Here is a 25,750-nt window from a genome sequence, read left to right as displayed (position 1 = left end):
CGCTGCCTGCACCGCAGACACCCCACACACAGCACCAGCTTCCGCGACCGACACACCACTACCAACAAGATCCCAGAACCGACGCATGACAGACTACAACGGCCAATGACTCATCAACACTCCAGATCAGCAGTGTTGCATCCACCACTTGAATCCACCTCGCGCGATACCAGCACCAGTTCCTCCTGATCGTCCGACCAACGCGCGCGTCCACGGCCCACCGATGTGGTGACCCGTTTTCTCGAGCACTCGATCACCGACCGGGGTGAATGGCTTGGGCTACAGCGGATCTCGACCGCTAGCCGCCTGAACTCGCGGGCAATACCGGACGTTCTGCGGTGTCAGGAAGGTGATCGGCACGACTCAGCCCGGGCGGAGGTTGGTGACCGGCAGGCTGTACTCGGCGCGGAGGCGTTCGGCTACGAGCGAGCGGTGGCAGGCCTCCGGGTCGCGCTCGACACAGAAAAGGGCGGTTGCCGAGTCGCGCGGGAGTTCCGCCACGAGCGCGGCGAGGTCGAACGGGTCGAGGATCTCGCGGGTGTAGCGCTCGGCGTACTCGGGGGCCAGTGCGATGCGGTTGCGTTTGCCCACGCCCTGGCGGTCGTCCTCGCGATACTGGGCCTGGCGCATATCGGTGGTCGGTGTCAACTCCCGCACGTGGCGGTAGTCGATATCCGCTGCGGCAAGCGTACTTTGGAGTCGCGCCGAGTTCGCCCAGGAGTATTCGTGGCCGCGAACGCCGCGGCGCTGGCGGAGGTCGAGCAGCAACCCCACGCCCGCGCCGGTGACCTGCTCGACGAAGGCTTCGACGGTGAAGCCGTAGACGCCGATCGTCACGATGCGCCTCATCGCAGCATCCGGCCCGCCGCTACGGCACGAGGTTCGGCTGATCAACGGCAATCAGCCAGGACCCGTCCGGCTGGCGACGGGCGACCTCGACGGTCACCTCGCCGCTGGTCAGCGTGGACGCGGTCAGCGCCAGGTCGCCGCTCACCAGCGCCGGATGCTGCCGACCGGGCGAGAGCACCGGCGCGGCCGCGACGAACTGCTCGTACACCTTGCGGATCTCCGCATGTCCGGTGACGAGGTTGCCCGGCGGAAATTCCAGCACGGCGGTCGGCTCGTACAACGCCACGAGTCCGTCGACGTCGCCCGCGTTGGCGCGCTCGATGAAGTACTTGCCCAGGTCGTTCGGTTCGGTGGCCACGATCTTGTTTGTCATACCGATAAGTCTGCCAACGAATCACGACATCCTGTGTCGTGTATTCCGGTTAAAGTTTTTCGCATGCGAGCGGACCGGTTGGTGTCACTGGTGCTGCTCCTGCGCCGGCACGGTCAGCTGTCGGCCACCGCGCTGGCGCGCGAACTCGAGGTATCCACCCGCACCGTGCTGCGTGACATCGAGGCGCTGTCCACGGCAGGCGTCCCGGTCTACGCCGAACGCGGCAGGCACGGCGGTTTCGCGTTGCTGCCCGGTTTCCAGACCGAGCTCATCGGACTGAACCACGACGAGACCCTGGCCCTGCTCGTCGCTGGATCACGGCGCGGCGCACAGGCCTTCGGACTCGGCTCGGCGCTCGCTTCGGCCATCCGCAAGGTGGTCGACGCGCTACCCGAAAGCTATCGGGACACCGCGACCGGCGCGGCCCAGCGATTGCTCATCGACCCGGAGACCGACCTCTTCGCGCGCAAGCTGGTCCCCGAAGAGGTGCCCGACGCCATCGTGGCCGCGGTCCGGCGCGCGGTGCTGGCCGGACACAAGCTGCGTATCCATTACGCAGCGGTGGACCAGCTCCCGGAGTGGCGCACGGTGGACCCGATCGGCTTGGTCACCGTGCGCGACCAAGGCTTTCTGCTGGCCACCAGAGCCGGCGCGGACCGCACCTACCGGCTGTCGCGGGTCTTGGCCGCCGAGGAACTCCCCGAACTCGCACAGCGACCGGACCGGGTCGATCTGGACCGGGCCTGGCAGGAACGCAGCACGCAGTTCCGGGCCGCGGGCGACCAGGTCTCCGTACTGATACGGGTGAACCCGGCGCAGCGGGCGGAACTGTTGAGCACCGCACTCGCCGTCCGCGCCGAAGAAACCGACGCGGACGGCCGGCTGCGACTGGAGGTGACCTTCCAAGATCCGAAACACGCCGAATGGGCGCTGTGGCAGCTCGGAGCGAACGCGGAAGCCCTTGCCCCCCAATGGTTACGCACTGCTATGCACAACCGTGCCGCCGAAATCGCCGCCCGCTACGAAGCGCCATCCGGAAAGTGACCACGTGCTCGTCGGATTCGATGAAGTCGACCAAGTTCGGGCCAACCCGACGCCACGCCCCAACAACCAACCGCCACTTGACAAATCAGCGGGACTTAAACACTGACCTCGACTTCTGCCAACGAGCCCGCGTGCAGCGCTACACCACCTTCACGGGGCACTGCTGGAACTCCTCGAAAGTGGTGTGGCGGTGCTAAAGCGCTGTAGCGCAATGCGGTGTCGGCTGTCTGAACGACTACAGATTCTTACGTCACGGTGCGACGCTCGTCCAATGACCAGCGCTGGATCCACAGCGCAGGAATCTCTCTGATCCGAGGCCTCGCGATGGAAGCACTCACCGTAGTCGGCGTCATCGCGGCGCTGCTGTTCGTCGGATGGTTGGTCGCGACGGTCACGAACAAGGTCGAGGAAACGGCGACAGACCTCACCGACAAAGCAATCTTCGGTCGAGCGCGCCGGACCGCGAGCGACCTGGGAACGTCGGCGCTGAGAATTCGGACGTCCGTTCCGTCCGACAAACTGTGGGAAGAGCTCGCCTACCGCCTGCCGCTGCCTTCGAGTAAGCCGCGCTCCGTCCAATCATTATACGTCGCAGGCGAATTCCCGAGCTCCACGCCCGGGAACCACGGAATGCGCGTCGACTGGAACGACTGCATCCGATCCGGCATCTTCGTCGTGGGCGAGGAGGACAGCCGGACCGTCTGCGAACACGCGATGCTGCAATGGGCCGACAACGGACAAGTCATGCGCAACGCAGTGACACATTTCGAAACGCTCCGAGAGAACCTCGTCGCGATCGTCCGGTCCATGGATCCGGCATCACGCGCCGTTCTAGTCGACGAGAACGATCGGGAAACTCCATTCACCTCCGCGCGACAAGCGTCCTGAACGAAAGCCGACTCACGATGCAAGGACTGCTCATCATCGTCGGATTCCTGATCGTCGTCACGATGGGAATGTGGCTCCTCGAGACCGTTGTCGGCGGTCTGGTGTCCGGCTTGTTCGCGGTGGTCGCCGCACCATTCAAGGCCGCTGGCCGAGCACGCGAGAAGAACAAGATGGACACCTACGTCAACGGTATCGACTTCGATACCGCGGCGCCTGCCGAGCGACTGCGCGAGGCACTTGCCGATCACTTCAACAAAGGTGAACTACATCCCGCAAACAAAGTCATCGTCCACACCGATGAACCCGGAAGGTTCATCATCGGCGTCGCTTGGCACGAACAAGTCGAATTCACAATGGAAGACGGCACAAAAGGGCACGGCTCCGGTCTCCCCGTGATAGTCGCCGAAATTACCTACCAGCCGCGTGGACCACGCACCATCGGCAACATGAAGCTGACCCGATTCCCACACGACGCGGGCTGGGCGGAGAACGCGGTCATGGAGGTCATCTTCCCGTGGTGCTACGCACCGATCCACGACCTCGACCCAGCCGTGCGAATCAGCAAGCATCAAGCCGTGACACGCACAGGGATCGCATGACCGACTCGCCCTCGCGCGATGCCCCCATCAGTTCCCTCCGAGCAGTGCTGCCGTTATGGACTGTCCGCCTCCAGTACCAATACCGTCATGTCCAGGAGTCTTTGGTAGTACTCGCGACCGTAGTCGTCCAGCTCGGGGATAACCCGAATGAGGGGACGTTCGGCAGACATACTCAGCAGGCGTGGCACGCTGAAGAAGGAACCGCCGCTGGACGCTTAGCGGAATCGGAGGTCTGTCACTGGTGTTCGCCGATGAGTTTCGAGCGCGCAGGAGGTCTAACCGGTTATGAGGAAACTGATCTACGGGTTCAGCGTGTCCCTGGACGGCTATATCAACGACCGTGACGGCACCATCGACTGGAGCAACCCGGACGACGAGCTGCACCAGTTCCACAACGATCGCTACCGCGACATCGAGATCTCGCTGCACGGCCGCCGCCTGTACGAACTGATGGCCGAGTACTGGCCGCACGTACCCGAGGACGCGCCGCCGATCCAGCGTGAGTTCGCCGGGCTCTGGACGTCGAAGCCGAAAGTCGTCTTCTCGCGGACGCTCACCGAAGTCCAGTGGAACAGCACGCTGGTCAGCGAGAACGCGGTCGAGGAGGTCCGCAGGCTCAAGGCCGAGGGCAACGGCGTCATGGAGGTCGGTGGCGCGAGCCTCGCCGCCGCACTGATACCCCACGACCTCATCGACGAGTACCAGATATTCCTCATGCCGATAGCGCTCGGCGGCGGCACACCGTTCTTCCCATTGCTGGACAAGCGCATTCAGCTCCGATTGACCGAGACGAAGCACTTCAACACCGCGGTGATGCTGCGCTATCACGTCGAGTGAGCGGATCATCGCCCGGCTAGTCCACTACGAGCCGCATACTGCCCGCATGAAAGACCTGGTTATCCGGACGGCAGGCCCGGGAGATCTGTTGGCTGTCTTGGCAATCCACGACCAACTCACATCTGACGACGCATCGCGCCACTCGGCGACGGATCGTCAGCAGCGAACCTGGGCGCGGATGATGCAGCGGTCCGGCGATCTCACGGTCTACCTCGCCGAGATCGACGGCGAGCCGGTCGGGACCGCCACCCAACTGCTGATGCCGCACGTGACTTACGACTGTGCGCCAACCGCGTTCATCGAGGCCGTCGTCGTCGAATCCAGCTACCGCCGCCGGGGAATCGCCAGCGCGATGATGCGGCGCTTACTCAGTGACGCGCGAACGGCCGGGTGCAACAAGGTTCAGCTCTTATCCCACAAGCGCCACGCCGCCGACGGGGCACATCGGCTCTACACCTCGCTGGGATTCGAGCCGGAAGCAGAGGGATTCCGCCTGTACCTGCGGCAAGTCCCGGCGGCGGTACAAGCTGCCAAGGACGCCGCGTCCTAGCGTGCGGTAGGCACCGTTTTGTGTCGGTGCCCTGTGTCAGGCTGGGAACATATCGACCCACGGCCGGAGGAGAGTTGGATGGCCGAGACTGACAACAAGCCTGAGGCCAGACTCGTTGCGCACTGTCGGCGCTGCCACGGTTGGCTGCTGTCCACGGAATCGGTCGCACTCGGGATCGGACCGACCTGCGCGATCCGTGAACGTGCCGAACAGCGCGCCGCCGCACGAGAGTTGACGCTGTTCGATATCGCAGCTTGAGTCTGTCTCGGCCTCGAATACCAGAAGTCCCGGTCAGCCGAGTCCGGCCGCCTGCTTCGCGGCGTCCTCCAGCTTGGACCGATAGTGCTGCCACCAGGTCGGGTCGCCGGTGGGCATGTTGTCGTTGCCGGCGAGCAGGCCGGCCGCGCCGTCGATGAGTTCGCGGAGGATATCGGCGTGTCCCGCATGCCGATTGGTTTCGGCGGTCACGTGCACGAGGACCCGGTGCAGTGTGACGGTTCGGTGGTCCGCAGACCACCATGGAACCGAGCCTTCGGCGGCGAGGTCGAGGCTGTCGATAGTGGCGTCGGCATGCGCCCAGGCCCGGCGGTAGAACCCGATGATGTCCGCACGCGACTCCGCGGCGGTGGCCCACATGTCGGCGGTGGGATCGGCCTCGAAATCGTGCTGGTTGATGGCTTCGTCGTTCGGCCGGCCGAAGGTGTCCCCGAAGTAGCCGAACTCGACGGTGCCGAGATGTTTGACCAGGCCGAGCAGGTTCGTGCCGGTAGGGGTCACGGGCCGGCGAACGTCATACTCGGACAGCCCCTCGAGCTTCCACAACATGACTTCGCGAGCATCCCGCAGATAACGGTGCAGATCCGATTTCGGATCAGAAACTGTCATGCCGAGCACTCTGCCAGAGCCCCACCCGAATTTGCCTCGCCACCAACAACATCCACTTGCCGAGCGGCACCCACTGCCTGCGATGGGTGGCCGGATGCGTTCTGGTGATCGGTTCGCTCTCTCCGCATTCTGCGGCCGACACTATGTTCGCCGGGCCGCAAACGGACAGGTCGATGACAGGAACGCCTGTGGCACAATCACTTTGTGTCCGCGACCACTGAGGGTGTCACAGTTGTTGCACATCGAGGTCTGGCGGCCGGCCTCCCGGAGAACACGTTGGCTGCGTTCAAGGGCTCGGTCGCGCTTGGGGTGGACGGTATCGAGATCGATCTTCGGGTGACCGCCGATGGACATGTGGTCGTGATGCACGACGACACGGTGGATCGGACCACCGACGGGCACGGCCGAGTCGTCGATTTGACGCTTGCCGAGATCAAAGCGCTGGATGCCGGTCGCTATGCCGGTCCGCAGTTCGGTGGCGAACGAGTGCCGACCTATCGGGAAGTGCTCGAGGTGCTGCAAGGCAGTCGAATGCAGTTGCTGCTGGACATCAAAGACTGTCCACCAGACGCGATCGCGGCGGTAGTGGACGTCACCGCGCAATATTCCGCATCGCGCGAGGTGATCGTCGGGCCGCGCACTGTCGCCGACTTGCGTGCATTCAAGAAACTCGATCCGCGGTTGCGTGCGCTGGCGTTGGTGCCCGGGCGTCAGGATGCGCCACCGGAATTGCCCGTCATCACGGAATTCGTTGACGCGGGAGCAGATCTCATCCGGCTCTGGCCTGGGTGGATCCTCACCGAGGAAGGTGCGCAGCTCGTCCGGACGGTGCTCGAGTTGGGGACGCCGGTGTGGACTTGCGCCGATACCCTCTACGGCGATATCAGGGCCGACGAGCCAGCGGATGATCTCCGTCGTCTTGTCGACGCTGGTGTCAGCGGCATTATGACCAACCTTCCGGAGCTCCTGCTCGACATCGTGCGCTCGCACTGATCGCCTAGTTCTGAAACGCGAACTGCGCGACAAGTATTGGCACAGTCGACTGCCTGGTGCATTAAGCTCCCGGACACGCGAACTAGAACAGGTTCTCCGGGGAGGGGCTGACGCTATGCGGGCAGTGTGGATCGTGATGTTGCGGGCTGCGGTTGTTGCCGTGGTTTTCGGGTTGGTGGCGACGGGGGCCGGTTGGGCTGTGGCGGTGCCGCTGCCGGATCAGGATTCGTTCTACGCCGCACCTCCCGGTATTGCGGGACTGCCTAATGGCACAGTGGTCGCGTCCCGGGCGATCGAGGCGGAGTCCTTCCTGATACCACTGCCGGCGGACGCGTGGCAGGTGCAGTACAAGACGATCGACAATCACGGGCGGCCCAGCGCTTACGTCGCCACAATTCTTGTGCCGCAGCAAGAATGGACCGGCATCGGTCCTCGTCCGCTGGTTTCGTATCAGGTCGCGGAAGACGGTGTCGGCTCGAAATGTGCACCGTCCTATGCGTTGCGCGGCGGCATCGACGGCGGTCCGAGTAACGCGTTCGCCGAGACGGGGGTGATTCGTCTTGCGCTGCAACAGGGTTGGGCCGTGGTGGTGCCGAACTATCAGGGGCCCGATTCGGACTTCTCCGGTGCCGACGGATATGCCCACGGCGTGCTGGACGGTATTCGCGCCGCCAAGTCGTTCGCACCGGCGGCTATCGACCGCGCCGCTCCGATCGGCCTGTGGGGGTACTCCGGCGGGGCGCAGTCCACCGCTGTGGCAGTCCAGGCACAGAGCGTCTACGCCCCGGAACTGCAACTGACCGGCGTGGCACTGGGCGGGGTGGCGCTGATCTGGAGGCCACCATGTCGGGCTTCAGCGGCGGCGTCGCGGGCGGTGCGGTCGTCGTCGGACTGGGCCGGCCTGAACCGGTCCTATCCGGCGGCGAATGTGCTTCAGTACCTCAATGAATCGGGCCGCGCGATGCTGGCCGCCGGCCACACCGATTGCCTGCATGACGCCGCGCTCGCGCACCCGTTTCTCAACGCGGCGGACTTGGAGGCTTGGCCCGGCTCGATCACGGACAACGCCGAGTTGAGCAGCGTCGTCCGCATGGCCAGCCCACTGTTCCGCGCAGGCTCCCCCACCGCGCCGGTGCTGCTCTATCACGCGATCGCCGACGAGTTCGCCCCCATCGGTGCCGCCCGGGCACTCGCCGGAAAATACTGCGCCGCAGGGATTCCGGTGCAACGAGTGGAGAGCCCGATCGGCGAGCACGGCACCGAAGCCGCGACCGGACTCCCCACCGCCCTGACCTACCTGGCCGACCGCTTCACCGGAAAGCCCGCTCCCAGCACCTGCTGACGAACGCTCATCATCGAGATCGGACGATGCGCCGACGCCGAGAAGACCCGACCCCCAACAGGTTCCGGGTCTTCCGAGCCGACTGCGGTCAGCGCGCGTTGGCGGTGCAGACCACCTTGCTGACCTCGGCGCCGGACTTGTCCGCGGAACCGACATTGGCCAGCATCGCCGGCGGGTAGACCCGGGCGAGACTGGTGTAGGCGGCGAACAGTGCGAGCTGGCGGTCGGTGCCCGCGCCGGTGGCGACGGCGTGCTTGGTGTAAACCAGCGCACCGCAACCGTTCGACCAGTCCACCAACAGGATGCAGTCGGTGACGCCGCCCTGACCGCACGTGTCGAGCGCCTCGTCGACGGCATCCTCACGGCTCAGCGCGTCGATGCTGGTGCCGTAGCTCCAGTCCGAGGCACTGAACGCGATCGCGCCGTACAGGCCGGCCGCATTCGCCGTGCCGGCGCCGAACACCGACCCGGCCGCAAGACCCACCGCCGCGATCGCGACGCCGGCCTTACCCATGAACTTCATCAAGCACTTTCCTTTGTGAACACGTGTAGCGGACGTTGACCGACGAATCATGGCGCATCATTGTCCGATTCGCGCAATTCGCCCTGGCGAGATCACACTCCCCGCCGGCAGCTATCACCGCAACGGTTCGACGACGGTATTCGGGTATGTCGTGGCGGGACGGTGTGCATAGGATCGCCGACATGGCGACACGGCTTGTGCAAGTCAATATCAAGGCTCGGGACGACTCCGCGCTCGGCCAGTTCTGGGCGGACGCGCTGGGCTGGGGCGTTTCCAGCGAGGGCCCCGGGGTGACCAACGTCGGACCCGTTGGCCTGGCTTGGCCGGACGCCAGCACCCTCTACGTCGATGTCGTCATCGTCCCGGATCCCGAAACGGTGAAGTATCGGGTGCACATCGATCTCGCCACCACGTCGGTGGCCCATCAATCGGAATGGGTTGCGCGCCTGCAGGATCTCGGCGCGACGCCCGCCGACGTGGGGCAGGGCGATGTCCCGTGGACGGTGCTGGCCGACCCGGAGGGCAACGTGTTCTGTGTGCTGGAACCTCGGGAGATCTACCGGGACACCGGGCCGATCGCCGCGGTGGTGGTCGACTGCGCGGATCCGCGGGCCATGGCCCGATTTTGGGGCGGGGCGATGGACTGGACCCTGCACGACGTTACCGATGACCACGCGACGTTTCGTTCGTCCAAGGGTGTCGGCCCCTATCTGGAATTCATCCGCAGGCCCGGTGTGCCGACCGTCTGGAACCGCTTCCATCTCGACCTGCTGCCGTATGCCGGTGCCGATCAAGCGGCGGAAGTCGCCCGACTGCGGGCGCTGGGCGCTACCGACCGAGACCTCGGCCAGGGCGATGTGCCGTGGACGGTCCTGGCCGACCCGGAGGGCAACGAGTTCTGCCTCCTCGGCCCGGGGCGCTGACCGCCCTCACAGCATTTAGCAGAACATACTGTGCTGCAATAGTTTTCGACTGTCGAACCGTTATGGTTCGACCGTGTCAGCGCGGAACAGTCCAGTGTCGTTCAGTACGACGCGGACGTCGTGCGCGAAGCCGGCGGTGTCGTCGAGCCCGAAGGCCGTGTGCTGCAACACAAAACCGTGCAGCAATGCCATCACCACCCGCGCACCGCGATCGGGATCCAGCTCGGTCGACACACTGCCCGCCCGCTGACCATTGCGGAGCGCGTCCGCGATACGTCCGCGGACCTGCTCGAAGCCCGCCTCGGCCTGCTGTCGCAGCCCTTCATGGCGTAGCAGCTCACCCCAAGCCTGGACGGCTACGCGCAGCAACTCGTCGACGGGGACGGCCTGGCCCGTCGCGTCGATGGCGACGTCACCGCTCACCGGGTCGACCGCCGCCGCGACCAGATCGGCGACCGTCATATCGCCGTTCACCTCGACGAGACGCTCGACGGGAGCGAACATCACACGGAAGGCGTCGCCCGCGATCTCGACGATGATCTCTTCCTTGCCGGCGAAGTAGCGGTAGGGAGCGCCCACCGAGACGCCCGCTTCGGCGGCGATATCGGGCATCGATGTCTGATGGAACCCGTCCCGCGAGAAACAGCGGCGCGCCGCCGCCACGATTTGCGACCGGTTCGCTGCCCGATGGTCGTCGGTGAGGCGCGGCACGGGACCCCTCTTTCGTTCCGTGAATGAACGATCATTCGCCTTGACAGTAACAGGCTCTCCCCGCCACGATAAAAAATGAAAGGTCGTTCACGGAAGCGGCCGGGAGAGGGAGTTCTGTCATGACCGATCCACAGCTCGAGCTGGGCGTCTACCGGTACGAGCACACCGAGCCACTGTTCGACGGGCGAGTCGCGATCGACGGCGTCGACGCACACCTGAACACCTCACCGCTCATCTCCGATGTCTTCCAGCGCATGGCCAAGGGCGAGCTGGACATCGCCGAGTACGGGCTGACCTACTTCCTGCGTTCGTTCGACCTCGCAGATTCGCCGTTCCTGGCCCTGCCGATCTTCCCGAACCGCAACTTTCGCCACTCGGCACTGTTCGTGAACGTAGACAGCGGAATCGAACGGCCAGCGGATCTCGCGGGCAAGACGGTCGGCGAGTTCGCGCTCTACGGCTCCGATCCGGGCGTCTGGGTGAAGGGCATCCTGGCCGACGAATACGCGGTGACGCCGGACCAGATCGACTGGGTCATCGGCGGCACCGACCATCCCATCCCCTCGTTCGACTGGATCCCGCAGCCGGTCCCGGACGGCGTCCGAGTCCGCCACACCGACGGCGACCAGACCTTGGCCGCCATGCTCGAAGCGGGCGAGATCGACGCCCTGTTGTCGGTCGATGTGCCGCAGAGCCTGCTCGACGGCTCGACGCAGACGATCCGCCGACTATTCGTCGATTATGAAGCGGTGGAACGGGATTACTACCGCCGCACCGGCATCTTCCCGATGATGCACGTCGTCGCGATCCGCCGGGAACTGGCCGCGGTGCCCGGCCTGGTCGCCTCGGTCTGCCGGGCCTTTTGCCAGGCCAAAGACATTGTGCAGGAGCACTATCGGGTTAATGCGGCGAAGCAGCACATGGCCGTGATCACCCCTTGGTTCAGCGAACTGTTCGCGGAGAACCGTGCGCTGCTGGGCGAGGACTGGTGGCCCTATGGTCTCGACGCCAACCGCAAGGTCGTCGACACTTTCCTCCGCTATCACCACGAGCAAGGCCTGTCCAAGCGCCTCCTCACCTGTGCGGATATCTTTGTCCCCGGAACCTATTGAGCCTCAACGTCTTTGCCGCGTAAGCCACAGCCGGTCGGGGTCACGCTCAGTCGGCGATGGGGTCGAGCGGGTTGCGGCGAGTGACGAGCAGCGGGTCGGCCGGGGTGAAGGGGAGTTCGGGGAGGGCGTCCAGCGCGACGCCGAACGTTGCGGCGAGGACCTTGCGCGAGTAGGCGCTCGTCGACGCCCGGTAACCGATATCGGCGGGAGTCGGCTGGTCGAAGAAGATGAGCAGGTGAGTTTCCGGTGCCTCGACGACCTCGATGTGGTGCGGGTAGGCGCGCGGGACGAAGTAGACCTCGCCCTCGCCGACGATGTAGGTGTCCAGCGCACCGTCCGGGTTCATGATTGTCATCCGCGCCGAACCCTTGTGTACGTAGCCCATTTCGGCGGTCACCGGATGCCAATGTGGTTCGCGCATACCGTCTTCGGCGATTCGCAGGGAATACATCGAGATGTCGTGCAGCGCAGGCCAATACTGTTCCCGGGCAAAGCGGACCGACCCGGCCGAGGACACCAGCGGTGGCGCCATCGCTTCGACGGCGAAGTGGTGCGGGTCGCCGAAATGGGCGTTCGCCGGGATGTCGGGAGCACCTTCGCGGCCGACGATCAGCTTGGCGGTGGTGCTGCGCCGGATGTTCGTGAAGTCCTCGGACGGCAGGTCGTAGGTGTTGCCGAGCACCGCATCGGTCATCGCGCCGAGGGCGGCGCTGAAGCCGAAGTCTTCCGGTCGCTCGTGCCGGAACGCCAGGATGAATTCCGCGTCGGTGTCGCCGACGTTCTCCACGTGGTGCAACGCACCGGATTCGATGTGGAACATCTCGCCGGCGCTCACCAGGAACGAGGAGAATTTGCTGCCGTCGTCCAGTACCGACACCAGCGCTTGGCCGGCCGTGCAGTAAGTCAGTTCGGTGGCGTTGACATGCCAGTGCGGCTCGCGGATCGCGCTGGGCGCCAGCGTCAGGCGTTTGATGGACAGCCCGGACAGCACCGGGAAGTTGTCGGCGGTGAGCCGGTGGATCGAACCGAGCTCGCTGCGATATACCTCTTCGCCATCCAATAGTGAGGCGACATGGATCGACGGTTTACGCATAGCTCCACCTTGTTCGCAGGGACAAGATCATGCGCGTCGAGCATCCCGATGTTACTCGCGCGTTCGATCAGCGCAGTACGCGGAATGGCAGCGTGTGGCGCACCGTTCCGTCGAGCCGCGACCGAGCTGACGAGCCTTCACCTGATCACGAAAGGTGAAGGCATCAGCCAACTTCGACCATATCAGCGGAGACAGGCTCAGCGCCGCCGGTGTGCACCAGCCCACACGAGGGCTCAGGGGTGCAGGGTGGGCCGGTAGACGAGTTCTTGGATGTTGCCGTCGAGGGTGCGGCTCTCGATCAGCTCGAGGTCGAAGTCGGCCGCGCCCTGGAAGATCGGGGCGGCACCGTTCTGACCGGTGATCACCGGGAACAGCGTCACCTGGACGCGGTCGACCAGGCCGGCCGCCATCAGCGCCCGGTTCATCGACAGGCTGCCGTGCGAGCACAACGGCACGTCGGACTCCTTCTTGAGCCGGGCGATGACGTCGACGGCGTCACCGCTCGCGACGGTCGCGTCCGGCCAATCGAGCGGTTCGTGCAGCGTGCTCGACACCACCGTCGCCGGCAGGTTCCGCATCCGGGTGACCCACGGATCACCCACCGTCTCCTCGAGGCCTGAAGTCAGCAGTTCCACGAACATCCGATAGGTGTTGGCCCCGAACACCATTCGCTGCTCGGCCTCGAACAGGGCGAGGCGATGGTCGAGCAGTTCGGGGCCCTGCTTGCCCCAGTAGCCACCCCAGTCGCCGCCGCTGACACCGCCGAAGCCGTCGAGGCTGGAAAAGACGTCGAAGGTGTACGTGGCAGTCATGATGTTCTCCTCAAGCGTGGTTGATCGGGTACGTCGATAGAGACGGGACACCACGGCGAAACTCATCGCCGTTCGACTCAGGAAGTCCGGTCGCCTCGGCGCCAAGCCACAAAACCATCAGAACGACTGAACACTGTTCGTCTACGAACAGTGTTCATCTATTGAACAGTGTTCGTCCGCCGTGCTACGGTGGGGACTGTGGCCGAGAAGAGTCCCCCGAACAGGGCTGTTACGCGTGATCAGTGGGAAGCGCAGATCGCGGCGCTCGACGCGACGGAAGCACCGCGGCGAGTTCGTAAGGAGCCGATCACGGTCGGCGGGATCCTCGCGGCCGCGTTCGGGTTGGTCGAGGCCGAGGGGTTCGACGCGTTGACCATGCGTCGTGTCGCTGCGGCGCTCGGGACGAGTCCGGGTGCGCTGTATGCGCATGTGCGGAACAAGGCGGAGCTGGACGATCTATTGATCGGGCAGCTGTGCCGGAAAGTGACTATCCCCGAGCCGGATCCGGCGAATTGGCGCGCGCAGATCGCTGACGTGTGCGGGCAGTTGCGTGACCAATATCTGCGCTATCCGGGGATATCCCGCGCGGCACTGTCGGCGGCACCGAACAGCCTCGACACGTTGCGGATCGGCGAGGGCATGCTTGCGATCCTGCTGGCCGCCGGGGTGTCGCCGCAGAACGCCGCGTGGGCGGTCGACTCCGCAGTGCTGTACGTCGCCGCGTACAGCTTCGAGGCCTCGCTGCGCCGCGATCCGGTCACCGACACCGACGGACGGACCTTGGATCGAGCCGAACATATCGCTCGACTGAAGATGTTGCCTCCCAAGCACTTTCCCAACATGGTCAGCTATGCGCACGAGCTGACCACCGGCGACAGACACGAGCGGTTCGACTTCACCCTCGAACAACTGTTTCGCGGACTGGACTAGGTCGCGACAGACCACAGCAATCGACCGGCCCGCACTCGGGCCGAGGACGGACGACAATCATGAAGGCAGCTCGTTTCGACCGATTCGGGGGCCCGGAGGTCCTGGAGATCGTCGATCTACCCGACCCGCACCCGGGCCCCGGCCAGGTCCGGATCGCGGTGCAGGCCGCGGGCGTCAACGCCAGCGACTGGAAGAAACGCGAAGGGCTGATGGATCAGGAACTTCCGCAGACCTTGGGTTACGAGGCGGCGGGCGTGGTGGATGAGCTCGGCGCGGGCGTCACCGACGTCGCGCTCGGCGACCGGGTGTTCGGATTCAGCGCCGACGGCGCCGCACAGGCGGAACTGGTGGTGTTGTCCTACTACGCACCGATTCCGCCCTCGGTGGGATTCGCCGAGGCCGCCGCATTGCCCGCAGCCATGGAGACGGCCGCGCGGGCGCTCGACCAGCTCGGCGTCGAGGCCGGTCGCACGGTACTGATCAACGGTGCGTCCGGCACAGTCGGTAGTGCCGCAGTGCAGTTGGCAGTCGCCCGCGGCGCGCGGGTGATCGGCACCGGCAGTCCGGCCTCCCATGATCTGCTGCGCTCACTGGGCGCGGAACCCGTCGCCTACGGCGCAGGCATGAGTGAACGGGTCCACGCGCTCGCGCCCGAGGGCGTCGATCTGGCGCTCGACATCGCGGGCAGCGGTGTGCTGCCCGAGCTGATCGAACTCGCCGGAGGTCCGGAACACGTCATCACACTCGCCGATTTCACCGGCGCTGAGACATACGGCGTGCGGTTCTCCCGAGGATCTTCCGGTCGAGCGCTCTACGTAATCGACCAGATCGGCGAGCTGGTCGAGTCCGGACAGTTCACACTTCCCGCCGTGCAGACCTTCCCGCTGACCGAGGTCGCAGAGGCACACCGTGCCGGAGAGTCCGGTGGGGTGCGCGCGAAGCTCGTGCTGCTCCCCCACTGACCTCCGCTACCCGAATAGCTCCTGCGTGACCCGAGTGTGTCGCGCCCACAACACGATTCGCGATGCCGCACGCCCGCATCGGCGTTGACGCCTGCACACCTGACTGAGAGGTCACCATGAGTTCTGCCATCTCATCGATTCGTTCCGACCACCCGACAACCGGCAACGCCGGCCGCAACCGCTGGCTGGCCTTGATCGTGCTGAGCCTGGCCCAGCTGATGGACATCGTCGACAACACCATCATGAACATCGCCCTACCCAGCGCCCAGCACGACCTGGGCTTCTCCACCGACGACCGGCAATGGGTGGTCACCGGTTACGCGCTCGCCTTCGGCAGCCTCCTGCTCCTGGGCGGCAGGCTCTCGGACTTCTTCGGACGCAAGCGAATGTTCCTCATCGGCGTCGGCGGATTCGCCGCCGCCTCGGCGCTCGGCGGGGCGGCCGGTGGTCTGGAAATGCTGCTCGTCGCGCGGGTCGCCCAGGGCGTGTTCGGTGCGCTGCTCGCACCGGCCGCGCTGTCCCTGCTCTCAGTTACGTTCGCGGACAACGCAAAAGAACGCGGCCGCGCGTTCGGCATCTTCGGCGCGATCTCCGGCGCGGGCGGCGCATTGGGACTGCTGCTCGGCGGGATCCTCACCCAGGGACTGTCGTGGCGGTGGTGTCTGTACGTGAACATCGTGATCGCCGCGATCGCGTTCGCCGGTGCGCTGGCGGTCCTGCGTGACGGCGACCGCCCCGAACGAGTCCGGCCCGACATCGCGGGCACAGCGACTGCGGTCTTGGGCCTGGCCGGTCTCGTCTACGGACTCGGCAACGCCGAATCCCACGACTGGCACAACCCTGCGACGCTCGCGCCGATCATCGCGGGAGCCCTGCTGCTGGCCGCCTTCGTGCTCATCGAACGCCGCGCCCCGCATCCCCTGCTGCCCCTGCACGTGGTGCTCGACCGCGTCCGCGGTTCGGCTTACCTGACCGTAGCGATCACCGGTACCGGCATGTTCGCGGTCTTCCTGTTCCTCACCTTCTACCTGCAGAACACGTTGGGGTTCAGTCCGATTCAGTCCGGTGCCGCGTTCCTTCCGATGATCGCCATGGTGATGGTGGGTGCGGTGTTCTCGGGAACGGCGCTGCTGCCGCGCACCGGGCCGCGCCCGCTCATCCCCGGCGGTTGCCTGCTCGCGGCGACCGGAATGGCGCTGCTCACCGGCATCGGCACCGACTCCGGTTATGTCACCGGCGTGCTGCCTGCTTTGCTCGTCATCGGCCTCGGATTCGGCTTCATCTTCGGCCCGATCCAGAACGCCGCGACCAGCGGCGTCGCACCGCATGACGCCGGCGTGGCCTCCGCGACGGTCAATACCGCCCAGCAGATCGGCGGGGCCATCGGGTTGGCCGTGTTCAGTTCGCTCACCACGACCGCCATCAACGACTACCTCACCACCCACGCCGCGACCGCGACCCAACCGACGACCATCGCACAAGCGACGATCAGCGGCTACCACCTGGTGTTCTGGATCGCCGCAGCAGTGTTCCTCGGCAGTGCCGCGCTGGCCGCACTACTCTTCCGCTCGGGCCCGCTACCCGCCAATCCGAATGTCGCCGTGCACTGAAACCGGATTGGCAGCCGCGCCACCCCATCCGTAGCCACCGAGGCGAGTTGCCCGTCAGTTTTCAGTAACTCTGCAGGTCACAGGGTTTGCGGCGCCTTGATCGGCTCCCATAGGCTCGGCGGAAACGAGCAAGGCGTCGTAGATCACCGGCTCTGTCCGTCCAGACGGGATAAACCCGTTGCCGTCAACGTGTGTGAGAGTGCTACTGGGATGTTGGATTACGGCATTGACATGTCCGACGTGCAGCGCGACGTCGCACTGCCCGACTTGGTGGCCGAGGGCTACGAGCTCGACGCCCTGGTATCGGCGCAGGCCGACTGGTCCGAGGACACGCCCGCGGTGGGGTGGACGATCGCCCACCAGATCGCCCATCTCGCTTCCGCCGACGCGAACGTGCTCATCGCCATCCGGACCCCGGAGGCGTTCGACGCCGTGCTGAAGCACGCGGAAACCCTTGGCCCCCAATACCGTGATATCGATGCCGCCGAGGGTGCGGCCCTCCCCCGAGCGGAACTGCTGGAACAGTGGCGCGCCGGTCGCGTCGAGGTGGCGGCGGCGCTCCGTGACATTCCGCTGGACCAGCCGTTTCCGTGGTATGGCGCGGAGCTGACCGCGAAGCTCATGGTGCCGCTTCGCCTGATGGAAACGTGGGCGCACGGGCAGGACATTTTCGACACGCTGGGTGTCACCCGCCATGCGACGAATCGGCTCCGGCCGATAGCTTCGATGGGCGTCGTAGGACGAGAGCTGTCCTTCTACACTGCCGAATTACCCACTCCCGCAGAGCCTTTCCGGGTCGAACTGACCGGCCCCGACGGCGCGGCCTGGGCGTGGGGCCCAGCGGATGCCGAACAACGGGTGCAGGGCAGTGCCCTCGATTTCTGTCTCCGCGTCACCCAGCGCAGGCCGCTGGCCGAGACCGACCTCACCGCAGTCGGCGCGGACGCCCAGAAGTGGCTCGACATCGCCCGTATCTTCCTCTGAAGCTCAGTTCATCTGCACCGAGCGGATCGAGTTGCCCATGACCATGCGGTCGATCGCACTGATGGCACTGCCGGGATCGCTCGCGGCGCCGACCGTAACCAGCAGGGGCACATAGTGATCGGCCGTCGGATGCGCGACCGCGGCGCCGGGCGCCTTGCGCCGGTAGTCGGTCAGGGCATCGACATCGCCGCGCCCTAGCGCGTCGACCGCCCATTCGTCGAAAGCTTTGGTGTGTGCGGCGAGATCCGGGCGGCGGAACACCGCGAAGCTGTGGGTCATGAAGCCCGAACCGATGACCAGCACGCCTTCGTCGCGCAGTGATCGCAGGCGTGCGCCGAACTCGACCAACGCCGCGGGATCGAGGCTGGGCATCGACAGTTGGACGACCGGAACGTCGGCCGCGGGATACATCGCCATGAGTGGGATGAACGCACCGTGGTCGAGGCCTCGGTCGGCGCGCTCGTGCACCGTGGTCGCCGGACTGAGCGTGGCCGTCAGCCGACGGGCGAGGTCGGTCGCGTCCGGGGTCGCGTAGGGCAGGGTCTTGTAGCGGGGATGGAAGCCGCTGAAGTCGTAGTAGAGCGGGGTGCCCGCGGCCGCGCCCGAGATCGCGGCCGGTGCGTCCTCCCAGTGTGCCGAAATGATCACGATGGCTTTCGGTTTGGGCATGGACTGCGCCCAGGTGAACAGGTCGTCGAGCCATTGCGGGTCGTCGAGGGTGAAGGGTGCGCCGTGGCTGATGAACAGGCTCGGCAGCGCTCCGTCGGCGGGGACCCAGAGCCGGTGCTCACCGGCCTGAGGGAGGACCCGTGCGAGGTGGTCGTCGTAGGCCCCGGCCGGGCGGTGCGAAGTGGTCATGTCGTTCCTTATCGGAAGCGGGTGCGACTCCGGGCGGCCTGATCGTCAGATCGCCCGGAGTCGTTGGGGCTCAACCGAAGATCGGGGTTTCGGTGGTGTAGAGGAAGCGGGTCTGCGAGCGGTCGATGAACTTCTCCTCGTCCGCGGCGATGGTCGTGGTGTAGGTGTCGGAGGTGAACCAGCGGGCGGCGTCGGCGATGTCGTCGACCCATACCTCGGCGACACCGTCGTAGTAGGCGGTGGTGATGCCGGGGATCTCGTCGTCGGTGGGCAGCAGCTGGACGTAGCGCCGAACCGGGACCTCGCCGCTGGGCACGCTGGCGATCAGTGGCGTGTGCTGCTGCGTCCAGTACTCCACGAACTCCTCGTGGGTGAGGTCTGCCCGCCGGGTCAGGAAGACGCTGAGCTTGATCATTGGGAACTCCTCGAGATTGACTTGCCTGGGCAACTCGAACCATAGACCCTCTTCACTTGCCTAGGCAACTACTTTCTCTTGCCTGGGCAAGTAGTCTGGACCGCATGGACGAACCGACACCCTGGCTCGACGCCGAACAGCAGGCCCTCTGGCAGGACCTGCTCACCGTCGTGATCGCGCTGCCCACGGCCCTGGATCGGCAGTTGCAGCGCGACGCGGGCATCTCGAACTTCGAGTACAGCGTGCTCGCCCGGCTGTCGATGGCCGATCAGGAGACCATGCGGCTCAGCGAGCTGGCCAAGGTCTGCAACAGCACGCTCCCCCGGCTGTCGAAGCTGATGGACCGCTTCGAGGTTCGCGAGTGGATCGTTCGTAAGATCGACCCGAGCGACGGTCGCTACACCTTGGCGACACTGACCGACAGCGGTCGGCAGAAGGTGGTCGACAGCGCCCCGGGACATGTCGAGCAGGTGCGCCGACTCGTGTTCGACCCGCTCACCACCGCGCAACGCCGCCAGCTGGGTACGGCACTCTCAGGCATCGCCCAGACCGTGCGACGGGAAACCGGCGGTAGCCCTGCCGAATAACCCTTCACCACAGTCGAATCCGATTCGCGCTGTCCACCTGCGCCCGCCGCACGCAAGGTTGGCCGTTTCGAGGTCTTAGATGGCCGTCCACCGCCAATCCGCCATATTAGCCTTGCCTTATAACCAAGCCCGTAGGGAGGCCGCCCAATTTACTTTGGGCCACAACGGATTAGGGGACCTGATGATGACCGACACGCACCGCCCGCTCCGCGACCCCGCCGTCGATGCCGTCATCGCCAGGCTCGCTGCGGCGCAACAGTATCGGCCAGATGACCCACGCGACGGTCGTGCGCGCGATCCGCACGACTACAGCAAGTACGGCTACTCGATCGCGCAGGAGCAGGGTGACCTGATCTACCTGCTGTGCCGTGGCATTCGGGCCACCCGGACCGTCGAATTCGCGACCTCCGTCGGCATGTCGACGCTCTACGCGGCGGCCGCCGTGCGCGACAACGGCGGCGGCACGGTGATCGGCTCGGAGATCGTGCCGACCAAAGTCACCGTCGCCCGGGCCAATCTCGCCGAGGCCGGACTCGCCGACTACGCCGAGATCCGCGAGGGCGACGCGCGCACCACACTGCGCGACCTCGGCGGTGCGGTCGACTTCGCGCTGATCGACGGCTGGCTCGGCGCCGAACCGTCGCTGGCCCGCGAGGTCATCGAGATCATCACGCCGCAACTGAACATCGGTGCCTATGTCATGAACGACAACGCCGAACCCGATTTCCTTGCCTACGTCCGCGATCCGGCCAACGGCTTCCTGTCGGTGACCTTGCCGCTGCACGGCGGCACCGAACTGTGCGTGAAAGTGGCTTAGCCATAGGCAACCTCAGCGGAAAGGTCGCACTGGTCACCGGCGGCAGCCGCGGCCCGGTCGAGCTCCTCACCGCCACGCGGAGCGCCCCGGTGCCATACCCAGCGCATTGAGCCACAGATGCGTAAGGGTCACCGCGGTGTCGTCGAGTGAGATGCCGGACTTCGATGCCTGATAGAATGCGCGCTCGGTCATCCAGACGAGCGCGGTCGTCACAGCATGCGCGCCGGTCGGGGCGTCGTTATCGGGCAGCCCGGCGCGTTCGGCGATCGCTCGGGTGATGTCGCGGATAGCGGTGACGGCGGAATGCCAACTCTCGCCGACAGCCGCGACAGTGGGGGTGAGCTCGACGGCCGCACGCATGACGTTGCCATGATCGCGCCACATGTCGCGGGTCTGGTCGATGCTGCGGCACAGGGCGTGCGCCGGTTCGCCGGAGGCGTCGGCAGCTTCGATTTCCGCGCGCAGCACGGCCACGGTTCGTTCGACCAGCGCGGCCAGGACCGCGTTCTTGGAGGCGAAGTAGAAGTAGAACGCGCCCCGGGTGATGCCGACCGCCTTGGTGATGGTCTCGATCGTCATACCGTCGAATCCGATGGTGGCCAGCTGCTTTTCGGCGGCGTCGAGGATGTCCCGCTCACGCTGGTCACCCTTGGTGGGCGTGGCGCGGCGGCGGCCGCGGGTAGTTCCGGTCTCGGGCACGGACATGATTCTACCCCGAGGCGATTATTTTCTACACTGTGTCAATAATGAGTGACAGAGTGTAGATTTCTTGACATGACTGATCCGACCACCGGCAAGACCTTCCTCATCACCGGCGTGAGCTCCGGCTTCGGACAGGCGATCGCGCGCAAGGCCATCCAGGACGGTCACGTCGTGGTCGGCACGGTCCGGCACGAAGCCGACGCCGCGCGGTTCCAGGCGCTGCATCCCAGCCGCGCCATCGCGCGCGTTCTCGATGTCACCGACGACGATGCGGTCCTGGACACGGTGCACAACATCGAATCCACGATCGGTCCGATCGATGTCGTCATCGCCAACGCCGGATACGGCCACGAAGGGGTATTCGAGGAGTCACCGTTGGCCGAACTGCGAAACCAGTTCGCGGTCAACGTCTTCGGTGCGGTCGCCACCATTCAGGCAGTGTTGCCGCACCTGCGAGCCCGGCGATCGGGCCACATTCTGGGCATCACCTCCATGGGCGGGCTGATGACGGTGCCCGGCCTGGCCTACTACCACGGCAGCAAGTACGCCCTGGAGGGCATCCTCGAGACGCTCGGCAAGGAGGTCGCCGGATTCGGCATCCACGTCACGGCCGTGGCGCCGGGCTCGTTCCGCACCGACTGGGCGGGACGATCCATGGTCCGCACCGAACGCTCGATCCCGGACTACGACGAGCTGATGGATCCGGTGCGCGCACGCCGCCAGGCTGCCGACGGCAATCAGCTGGGCGATCCGGAAAAGGCTGCGGCCGCGATACTTTCGGTGATCGAGGCAGCAGATCCGCCGGCGCATCTGGTACTCGGCTCCGATGCGCTGCGTCTGGTGCAGGCCGGCCGGGCGGCCGTGGATGCCGAAATCGAGAAGTGGGCCGACCTGTCACGCACCACGGACTTCGCCGACGGGGCGCAACTACCGGGCTGACTCGGTAGGCGGCCGTACCGCGCCCGCAGTCCGGACGAAGGTCCGGACGCATGCGCGCCGAAGGTCAGCTGTAGCGGGGATTGAGGGTTTGGAAACATACCTAGCGGCGGGAATCCGGGCGGGCGGCCTGCGGCCACTCGCGTTGCGGCACAGGTCCACGTGAGTCAGCTCTGTTCATGTTGTGCCGCCGCTCTTTCCGGCCGCGCGGATCCATGGCCCGTGCCGTCGCCCAGAGCAACAGCAGCACGAGGAGCGCGGCGCCTCCAGTGGTTGCCCAAAACAGCATCTACTCCCCGAATTCCTTAGCTTTGCTACGATGCGGTGGCAATGCTTTCCGCATTCCGATGATCAACTGGCAGAGATGTTTTCACGCCTCGGGTAAATACGCGACCTGACGGCGGACGAAGCTCAAACATTTGGTTGTCGCACAATGAAACCCTCTTGTTCCTAGAGGTTTTCACAACGACCGAGCGTTGATGCTCGCCCGCAGCGATAACCGGAATCAATCCGGTCGGGTGACCAAATGCGAAGGCTGGTCTAGTTATTCGTGCACGGCACAGTTCTTGATTCCTCAGATCCACAGCCACGGTTAGGCCACCAGCTGGAGCCAGGCGTCGGCGATGGCAGCATGACCGGCAGGAGTGGGGTGCACGCCGTCGGCGGACCAGTGCTCCGGGTCGGTTGTCGTGGCGAGCTTGGCGAACATGTCGTCGGCGGTGAGCAGGTATGCGCCGTATTTGTCGGCGAGTTGGTGTACGACTTGGATCTTCAGGTCCAGGTCTGCGCGCCAACCCTTTCGGACCTCATCGTCGATGCGCACGTCACGCTTCTCGATGACGCCGCGAATAGGCAGGAGGAACGGCTCGATGAGGATCAGCTCGACACCGGCCTCGGCCAGGGGCGCCAGCAGTCGGCCGTAACCGGCCGCGTAGTCCTGCGCGGGGATCACGTAGCCGTTGCCCGGGTCGAGCGTGTGCCAGCCGACATCGTTGATGCCGGCAAGGATCGACACTACGTCCGGGCCCGCGTCGAGTACATCTGCCTGCCAACGGGATTCGAGGTCCATCACCTTACTGCCCGCGATCCCGGAGTTCAGCCAGGTCACGGCTCGCTCCGGGTGCCTGCGTCCCCACTCGTCCGCGATGCGCAGTGGGTAGCCGAACCTGCCGCCGTCCTCGCTCTCGAGCCGGTCCGGGTCGGTGATCGAATCACCGGTGAACATCACCGTGGTTCCTGGGCGAAGGGTGATCGTCATGTGTACTCCTGAACTTTATTGGGGGAAAGAATGATTCACATCGCAGGACTGCCGAGCCAATGGCCTGCGATGAATCAATGTTTTTCGAGGACTCTTGCACCGTCCTGGCGCGCTGCTTGCGGAGCGCTTGCGCAGGTACCCGCGATACCGAGTCGATCACGCCCATACGGGCCGATTCCCTGCTCGCGCACCAGGGCCACAGCTCCACTTTCGGGCACTGACCGACGCGCGACAGGTGTTGCGCTGCAACAGAATCACCCATACAGTTCAAGGTGGGGTAAAGCACGTCGGCAAGGGGGGCAATGTTGTGTTCGTTGCGTCCGGAACATCTCGGGTCGAGGCATGCGAGGCATTCGCTCTCCATCTCGCCCGGCGTACCTGACCACTACGCGAACCAGCTCCGCCGGAGCGAGCAGGCGTCTGCCGTTACCCACATCCAATTGATCTCAATGGTTCACTGAGGGGCGACAAATGGACACTCGACTAAAGACCAGCAGCCGAGCCCGCCGAGCTTGGACCTGCGGTGCGGTGGCGGCGATGGCGGGGACCATCGCGATCACAGTGCCGCCCCAAACGGCCTCCGCCGACATCACCAGCTTCGATCGCAGCGTCGTCATCGCCGCGGACACCCTGCACGCGGGCACCACCTATTCGGTGAGCGTTTTCACGCTGCTCGACACCTGCACCGCGAAGCTGCAATCCATCGTCGGTGGCCAGCGTGTGCTTCTCGGCCAAGCTCTCGGTCAGGGCCCCTACGGATCCGCCAGAGCCACCATCCAATGGACCCCGGCCAGCCCAGGGACCTACGAACTGATCGCCCCGATCCATTGCACCAACGGCTATTTCACCGATCAAGGCGAGATGACTGTCGTCGTGAACTGAGCGTGGCCCAAGAGCGGAGGGCCAGGACCAGGCGAGCGCGCGGCCGAATTACCGTGAACCGCAGGCCCTGGCACTCATCCGTCGTGAGCTCTACTCCTGCAACCCTATTGGCCGAGCGAGCGGAAGAACTCGCGGATGTCGGTGACGAGTTCGGTGGGGGCTTGCAGGGAGGCGAAGTGTCCGCCTACTGGATACTCCGTCCAGCGGACAATGGTGTGGGCCAAGTCCGCGAGGCCTCGGACAGCGCGGTCACCGTGGAAGTTCGCGACGCCGGTCGGCACACCGGAGGGCGCGGGCTTGCTACCCCACGACGATCCGGACTCCCGGTATAGGCGGGCGGCCGAACCGGCGGTGCCGGTCAGCCAGTAGGTCGTGACGTTGGTCAAGATGGTGTCGCGGTCGATGGGCGTTTGCTCGGTGGCGGTCGGGTCCCAGTCGACGAACCATTCGAGGTTCCAGGCCAGTTGGCCGGTCGGAGAATCGTTGAGGGCGTAGGCGATAGTTTGTGGGCGCAAAGACATTTGGGTCGCGTAGCCGTTGTGCCCGAACCACCACATCTGATTGGCGACGGCCTTCGCCCGGTCCGCTTCCGACAACCCCGCAAGCTCCTGTCCGGAGCCGGTCGCCGTCGCCGCGTCGGCGAGTGCGTTGACATGGACGCCGATAACATTTTCCGGCGCCACCCGCCCGAGCGCGGGCGAGATGAGGCTGCCGAAGTCGCCGCCCTGCGCGCCGTAACGCTGGTAGCCGAGCCGTGCCATCAGCTCCGCCCAGGCTCGCGCGATCCGCGTCACGTCCCAGCCGGTGGCGCGGGTCGGGCCGGAGAACCCGAATCCCGGTACCGACGGGGCCACCACATGGAACGCGTCGGCCGGGTTCCCGCCGTGTGCCCGCGGATCGGTCAACGGTCCGAGGATGTCCAAGAAGTCGGCCGGTGTGCTGGGCCAGCCGTGGGTGAGGATCAGCGGGGTCGCGTCCGGCTCGGGCGAGCGCACGTGCAGGAAATGCACTGTCTGCCCGTCGATTTCGGTGGTGAACTGCGGGATCGTGTTCAACCGCGCCTCGTGCGCCCGCCAGTCGTAGCCTTTGCGCCAGTACTCGGCCAGGTCGGTCAGGTAGTCCTGGTCGACCCCGTAGGACCAGCCGACACCGGGCAGCGCGTCGGGCCAACGGGTGCGGTCGAGTCGGTCGTTCAGCTCATCGAGGGCGGACTGCGGAATGTCGATCCGGAAGGGCGTGATCGCTGTTGTGGTCATTACTCAAGCATCTCCCTGT

General features: G+C 65.4%; 30 protein-coding genes. 18 read left to right on the top strand and 12 right to left on the bottom strand.

Annotated features, from left to right (window positions below; genetic code table 11):
• Nucleotides 1-363: 363 nt before the first annotated feature.
• Nucleotides 364-849, bottom strand: a complete 486-nt coding sequence (locus ACFWF1_RS38235; RefSeq protein ID WP_379292227.1) for a DUF488 domain-containing protein — start codon at nt 847-849, stop codon at nt 364-366.
• A 19-nt stretch (nt 850-868) separates the two neighbouring features.
• A complete protein-coding gene (locus ACFWF1_RS38230) occupies nt 869-1,222 on the bottom strand; it encodes a YybH family protein (RefSeq protein WP_379292226.1) in 354 nt (117 codons plus the stop codon).
• 63 nt (nt 1,223-1,285) lie between these two features.
• Between ACFWF1_RS38230 and ACFWF1_RS38225 the strand changes: the two genes are divergently transcribed.
• The 6 genes from ACFWF1_RS38225 to ACFWF1_RS38200 all read left to right on the top strand — a co-directional run bounded on the left by ACFWF1_RS38225 (nt 1,286) and on the right by ACFWF1_RS38200 (nt 5,398).
• On the top strand, nt 1,286-2,266 hold the full coding sequence (locus ACFWF1_RS38225) for a helix-turn-helix transcriptional regulator (protein WP_379292225.1): 981 nt from the start codon (nt 1,286-1,288) through the stop codon (nt 2,264-2,266).
• 324 nt (nt 2,267-2,590) lie between these two features.
• Complete coding sequence (locus tag ACFWF1_RS38220) at nt 2,591-3,154, top strand: hypothetical protein (protein ID WP_379292224.1); 564 nt, start codon at nt 2,591-2,593, stop codon at nt 3,152-3,154.
• A gap of 17 nt (nt 3,155-3,171) precedes the next feature.
• Nucleotides 3,172-3,753, top strand: coding sequence for a hypothetical protein (locus ACFWF1_RS38215; RefSeq protein WP_379322266.1), 582 nt, complete (start codon nt 3,172-3,174; stop codon nt 3,751-3,753).
• Nucleotides 3,754-4,038: 285 nt separating this feature from the next.
• On the top strand, nt 4,039-4,590 hold the full coding sequence (locus ACFWF1_RS38210) for a dihydrofolate reductase family protein (protein ID WP_379291063.1): 552 nt from the start codon (nt 4,039-4,041) through the stop codon (nt 4,588-4,590).
• Nucleotides 4,591-4,636: 46 nt separating this feature from the next.
• Entirely contained in the window at nt 4,637-5,140 is a 504-nt protein-coding gene (locus ACFWF1_RS38205) for a GNAT family N-acetyltransferase (RefSeq protein ID WP_379291061.1), read from the top strand.
• A gap of 78 nt (nt 5,141-5,218) precedes the next feature.
• The gene (locus tag ACFWF1_RS38200; protein WP_379291059.1) at nt 5,219-5,398 is read left to right on the top strand and encodes a DUF6011 domain-containing protein; all 180 of its coding nucleotides are present in this window, start codon (nt 5,219-5,221) and stop codon (nt 5,396-5,398) included.
• 33 nt (nt 5,399-5,431) lie between these two features.
• On the opposite strand, the gene ACFWF1_RS38195 is transcribed toward ACFWF1_RS38200, so the two are convergent.
• Complete coding sequence (locus ACFWF1_RS38195; RefSeq protein WP_379291058.1) at nt 5,432-6,025, bottom strand: DinB family protein; 594 nt, start codon at nt 6,023-6,025, stop codon at nt 5,432-5,434.
• A 204-nt stretch (nt 6,026-6,229) separates the two neighbouring features.
• Between ACFWF1_RS38195 and ACFWF1_RS38190 the strand changes: the two genes are divergently transcribed.
• Together ACFWF1_RS38190 and ACFWF1_RS38185 are read left to right on the top strand one after the other, a co-directional pair.
• A complete protein-coding gene (locus ACFWF1_RS38190; RefSeq protein ID WP_379291056.1) occupies nt 6,230-7,018 on the top strand; it encodes a glycerophosphodiester phosphodiesterase in 789 nt (262 codons plus the stop codon).
• 115 nt (nt 7,019-7,133) lie between these two features.
• Nucleotides 7,134-8,360 (top strand): lipase family protein, encoded by a 1,227-nt coding sequence (locus tag ACFWF1_RS38185; RefSeq protein ID WP_379291054.1) that lies wholly within the window; start codon nt 7,134-7,136, stop codon nt 8,358-8,360.
• 88 nt (nt 8,361-8,448) lie between these two features.
• Here the strand turns inward: ACFWF1_RS38185 and ACFWF1_RS38180 are convergent, their stop codons facing one another.
• Nucleotides 8,449-8,883, bottom strand: a complete 435-nt coding sequence (locus tag ACFWF1_RS38180; protein ID WP_379291053.1) for a DUF4189 domain-containing protein — start codon at nt 8,881-8,883, stop codon at nt 8,449-8,451.
• Between the two features lie 182 nt (nt 8,884-9,065).
• On the opposite strand from ACFWF1_RS38180, the gene ACFWF1_RS38175 reads away from it, so the two are divergent.
• A complete protein-coding gene (locus ACFWF1_RS38175) occupies nt 9,066-9,806 on the top strand; it encodes a VOC family protein (protein WP_379291052.1) in 741 nt (246 codons plus the stop codon).
• 60 nt (nt 9,807-9,866) lie between these two features.
• On the opposite strand, the gene ACFWF1_RS38170 is transcribed toward ACFWF1_RS38175, so the two are convergent.
• Nucleotides 9,867-10,517, bottom strand: coding sequence for a TetR/AcrR family transcriptional regulator (locus ACFWF1_RS38170; protein ID WP_379322265.1), 651 nt, complete (start codon nt 10,515-10,517; stop codon nt 9,867-9,869).
• 119 nt (nt 10,518-10,636) lie between these two features.
• On the opposite strand from ACFWF1_RS38170, the gene ACFWF1_RS38165 reads away from it, so the two are divergent.
• Nucleotides 10,637-11,629 (top strand): 4,5-dihydroxyphthalate decarboxylase, encoded by a 993-nt coding sequence (locus ACFWF1_RS38165; RefSeq protein ID WP_379291050.1) that lies wholly within the window; start codon nt 10,637-10,639, stop codon nt 11,627-11,629.
• A gap of 46 nt (nt 11,630-11,675) precedes the next feature.
• Here the strand turns inward: ACFWF1_RS38165 and ACFWF1_RS38160 are convergent, their stop codons facing one another.
• Together ACFWF1_RS38160 and ACFWF1_RS38155 are read right to left on the bottom strand one after the other, a co-directional pair.
• Nucleotides 11,676-12,722: a cupin domain-containing protein gene (locus ACFWF1_RS38160; protein ID WP_379291048.1), complete on the bottom strand. Its 1,047-nt coding sequence runs from the start codon at nt 12,720-12,722 to the stop codon at nt 11,676-11,678.
• Between the two features lie 233 nt (nt 12,723-12,955).
• Nucleotides 12,956-13,534 carry a dihydrofolate reductase family protein gene (locus tag ACFWF1_RS38155; RefSeq protein ID WP_379291046.1) on the bottom strand — a complete coding sequence of 193 codons (579 nt, stop codon included), beginning with the start codon at nt 13,532-13,534 and terminating at the stop codon, nt 12,956-12,958.
• Nucleotides 13,535-13,732: 198 nt separating this feature from the next.
• On the opposite strand from ACFWF1_RS38155, the gene ACFWF1_RS38150 reads away from it, so the two are divergent.
• The 4 genes from ACFWF1_RS38150 to ACFWF1_RS38135 all read left to right on the top strand — a co-directional run bounded on the left by ACFWF1_RS38150 (nt 13,733) and on the right by ACFWF1_RS38135 (nt 18,020).
• On the top strand, nt 13,733-14,464 hold the full coding sequence (locus tag ACFWF1_RS38150; RefSeq protein WP_379291044.1) for a TetR/AcrR family transcriptional regulator: 732 nt from the start codon (nt 13,733-13,735) through the stop codon (nt 14,462-14,464).
• Between the two features lie 59 nt (nt 14,465-14,523).
• Nucleotides 14,524-15,426: an NADP-dependent oxidoreductase gene (locus ACFWF1_RS38145; protein WP_379291043.1), complete on the top strand. Its 903-nt coding sequence runs from the start codon at nt 14,524-14,526 to the stop codon at nt 15,424-15,426.
• Nucleotides 15,427-15,542: 116 nt separating this feature from the next.
• Nucleotides 15,543-17,036: an MFS transporter gene (locus tag ACFWF1_RS38140; protein WP_379291041.1), complete on the top strand. Its 1,494-nt coding sequence runs from the start codon at nt 15,543-15,545 to the stop codon at nt 17,034-17,036.
• A gap of 231 nt (nt 17,037-17,267) precedes the next feature.
• On the top strand, nt 17,268-18,020 hold the full coding sequence (locus ACFWF1_RS38135; protein ID WP_379291039.1) for a TIGR03084 family metal-binding protein: 753 nt from the start codon (nt 17,268-17,270) through the stop codon (nt 18,018-18,020).
• A 3-nt stretch (nt 18,021-18,023) separates the two neighbouring features.
• Here ACFWF1_RS38135 and ACFWF1_RS38130 read toward each other — a convergent pair whose 3' ends face one another.
• Nucleotides 18,024-18,878 carry a DODA-type extradiol aromatic ring-opening family dioxygenase gene (locus ACFWF1_RS38130; protein ID WP_379291037.1) on the bottom strand — a complete coding sequence of 285 codons (855 nt, stop codon included), beginning with the start codon at nt 18,876-18,878 and terminating at the stop codon, nt 18,024-18,026.
• Between the two features lie 70 nt (nt 18,879-18,948).
• The gene (locus ACFWF1_RS38125; protein WP_379291036.1) at nt 18,949-19,293 is read right to left on the bottom strand and encodes an EthD domain-containing protein; all 345 of its coding nucleotides are present in this window, start codon (nt 19,291-19,293) and stop codon (nt 18,949-18,951) included.
• A 104-nt stretch (nt 19,294-19,397) separates the two neighbouring features.
• On the opposite strand from ACFWF1_RS38125, the gene ACFWF1_RS38120 reads away from it, so the two are divergent.
• Together ACFWF1_RS38120 and ACFWF1_RS38115 are read left to right on the top strand one after the other, a co-directional pair.
• Nucleotides 19,398-19,880 (top strand): MarR family winged helix-turn-helix transcriptional regulator, encoded by a 483-nt coding sequence (locus ACFWF1_RS38120; protein WP_379291035.1) that lies wholly within the window; start codon nt 19,398-19,400, stop codon nt 19,878-19,880.
• A 181-nt stretch (nt 19,881-20,061) separates the two neighbouring features.
• Entirely contained in the window at nt 20,062-20,697 is a 636-nt protein-coding gene (locus ACFWF1_RS38115; RefSeq protein WP_379291033.1) for an O-methyltransferase, read from the top strand.
• A gap of 66 nt (nt 20,698-20,763) precedes the next feature.
• On the opposite strand, the gene ACFWF1_RS38110 is transcribed toward ACFWF1_RS38115, so the two are convergent.
• Entirely contained in the window at nt 20,764-21,396 is a 633-nt protein-coding gene (locus tag ACFWF1_RS38110; RefSeq protein WP_379291032.1) for a TetR/AcrR family transcriptional regulator, read from the bottom strand.
• 75 nt (nt 21,397-21,471) lie between these two features.
• Here ACFWF1_RS38110 and ACFWF1_RS38105 point away from each other — a divergent pair, with 75 nt between their 5' ends.
• The gene (locus ACFWF1_RS38105; protein ID WP_379291030.1) at nt 21,472-22,338 is read left to right on the top strand and encodes an oxidoreductase; all 867 of its coding nucleotides are present in this window, start codon (nt 21,472-21,474) and stop codon (nt 22,336-22,338) included.
• 589 nt (nt 22,339-22,927) lie between these two features.
• Here the strand turns inward: ACFWF1_RS38105 and ACFWF1_RS38100 are convergent.
• Nucleotides 22,928-23,593: an SGNH/GDSL hydrolase family protein gene (locus tag ACFWF1_RS38100; RefSeq protein WP_379291028.1), complete on the bottom strand. Its 666-nt coding sequence runs from the start codon at nt 23,591-23,593 to the stop codon at nt 22,928-22,930.
• A gap of 471 nt (nt 23,594-24,064) precedes the next feature.
• Here ACFWF1_RS38100 and ACFWF1_RS38095 point away from each other — a divergent pair, with 471 nt between their 5' ends.
• Complete coding sequence (locus ACFWF1_RS38095; protein ID WP_379291026.1) at nt 24,065-24,475, top strand: hypothetical protein; 411 nt, start codon at nt 24,065-24,067, stop codon at nt 24,473-24,475.
• A 104-nt stretch (nt 24,476-24,579) separates the two neighbouring features.
• Here ACFWF1_RS38095 and ACFWF1_RS38090 read toward each other — a convergent pair whose 3' ends face one another.
• Entirely contained in the window at nt 24,580-25,731 is a 1,152-nt protein-coding gene (locus ACFWF1_RS38090) for an epoxide hydrolase family protein (RefSeq protein WP_379291024.1), read from the bottom strand.
• Between the last annotated feature and the right edge of the window lie 19 nt (nt 25,732-25,750).

It is taken from the genome of Nocardia sp. NPDC060255 (genome assembly GCF_042727395.1).
In the GTDB taxonomy this organism is placed as follows: Bacteria; Actinomycetota; Actinomycetes; order Mycobacteriales; family Mycobacteriaceae; genus Nocardia.
The sequence above is the reverse complement of the archived record's forward strand: the minus strand, read 5'-3'. Positions and strand labels throughout refer to the sequence as shown.

Bases quoted from the DNA above. Each gene is read 5' to 3' on its own strand.
- ACFWF1_RS38235 (WP_379292227.1), bottom strand. From the start codon at position 849: ATGAGGCGCATCGTGACGATCGGCGTCTACGGCTTCACCGTCGAAGCC.
- ACFWF1_RS38230 (WP_379292226.1), bottom strand. From the start codon at position 1,222: ATGACAAACAAGATCGTGGCCACCGAACCGAACGACCTGGGCAAGTAC.
- ACFWF1_RS38225 (WP_379292225.1), top strand. From the start codon at position 1,286: ATGCGAGCGGACCGGTTGGTGTCACTGGTGCTGCTCCTGCGCCGGCAC.
- ACFWF1_RS38220 (WP_379292224.1), top strand. From the start codon at position 2,591: ATGGAAGCACTCACCGTAGTCGGCGTCATCGCGGCGCTGCTGTTCGTC.
- ACFWF1_RS38215 (WP_379322266.1), top strand. From the start codon at position 3,172: ATGCAAGGACTGCTCATCATCGTCGGATTCCTGATCGTCGTCACGATG.
- ACFWF1_RS38210 (WP_379291063.1), top strand. From the start codon at position 4,039: ATGAGGAAACTGATCTACGGGTTCAGCGTGTCCCTGGACGGCTATATC.
- ACFWF1_RS38205 (WP_379291061.1), top strand. From the start codon at position 4,637: ATGAAAGACCTGGTTATCCGGACGGCAGGCCCGGGAGATCTGTTGGCT.
- ACFWF1_RS38200 (WP_379291059.1), top strand. From the start codon at position 5,219: ATGGCCGAGACTGACAACAAGCCTGAGGCCAGACTCGTTGCGCACTGT.
- ACFWF1_RS38195 (WP_379291058.1), bottom strand. From the start codon at position 6,025: ATGACAGTTTCTGATCCGAAATCGGATCTGCACCGTTATCTGCGGGAT.
- ACFWF1_RS38185 (WP_379291054.1), top strand. From the start codon at position 7,134: ATGCGGGCAGTGTGGATCGTGATGTTGCGGGCTGCGGTTGTTGCCGTG.
- ACFWF1_RS38180 (WP_379291053.1), bottom strand. From the start codon at position 8,883: ATGAAGTTCATGGGTAAGGCCGGCGTCGCGATCGCGGCGGTGGGTCTT.
- ACFWF1_RS38175 (WP_379291052.1), top strand. From the start codon at position 9,066: ATGGCGACACGGCTTGTGCAAGTCAATATCAAGGCTCGGGACGACTCC.
- ACFWF1_RS38165 (WP_379291050.1), top strand. From the start codon at position 10,637: ATGACCGATCCACAGCTCGAGCTGGGCGTCTACCGGTACGAGCACACC.
- ACFWF1_RS38160 (WP_379291048.1), bottom strand. From the start codon at position 12,722: ATGCGTAAACCGTCGATCCATGTCGCCTCACTATTGGATGGCGAAGAG.
- ACFWF1_RS38155 (WP_379291046.1), bottom strand. From the start codon at position 13,534: ATGACTGCCACGTACACCTTCGACGTCTTTTCCAGCCTCGACGGCTTC.
- ACFWF1_RS38145 (WP_379291043.1), top strand. From the start codon at position 14,524: ATGAAGGCAGCTCGTTTCGACCGATTCGGGGGCCCGGAGGTCCTGGAG.
- ACFWF1_RS38140 (WP_379291041.1), top strand. From the start codon at position 15,543: ATGAGTTCTGCCATCTCATCGATTCGTTCCGACCACCCGACAACCGGC.
- ACFWF1_RS38135 (WP_379291039.1), top strand. From the start codon at position 17,268: ATGTCCGACGTGCAGCGCGACGTCGCACTGCCCGACTTGGTGGCCGAG.
- ACFWF1_RS38130 (WP_379291037.1), bottom strand. From the start codon at position 18,878: ATGACCACTTCGCACCGCCCGGCCGGGGCCTACGACGACCACCTCGCA.
- ACFWF1_RS38125 (WP_379291036.1), bottom strand. From the start codon at position 19,293: ATGATCAAGCTCAGCGTCTTCCTGACCCGGCGGGCAGACCTCACCCAC.
- ACFWF1_RS38120 (WP_379291035.1), top strand. From the start codon at position 19,398: ATGGACGAACCGACACCCTGGCTCGACGCCGAACAGCAGGCCCTCTGG.
- ACFWF1_RS38115 (WP_379291033.1), top strand. From the start codon at position 20,062: ATGATGACCGACACGCACCGCCCGCTCCGCGACCCCGCCGTCGATGCC.
- ACFWF1_RS38105 (WP_379291030.1), top strand. From the start codon at position 21,472: ATGACTGATCCGACCACCGGCAAGACCTTCCTCATCACCGGCGTGAGC.
- ACFWF1_RS38100 (WP_379291028.1), bottom strand. From the start codon at position 23,593: ATGACGATCACCCTTCGCCCAGGAACCACGGTGATGTTCACCGGTGAT.
- ACFWF1_RS38095 (WP_379291026.1), top strand. From the start codon at position 24,065: ATGGACACTCGACTAAAGACCAGCAGCCGAGCCCGCCGAGCTTGGACC.
- ACFWF1_RS38090 (WP_379291024.1), bottom strand. From the start codon at position 25,731: ATGACCACAACAGCGATCACGCCCTTCCGGATCGACATTCCGCAGTCC.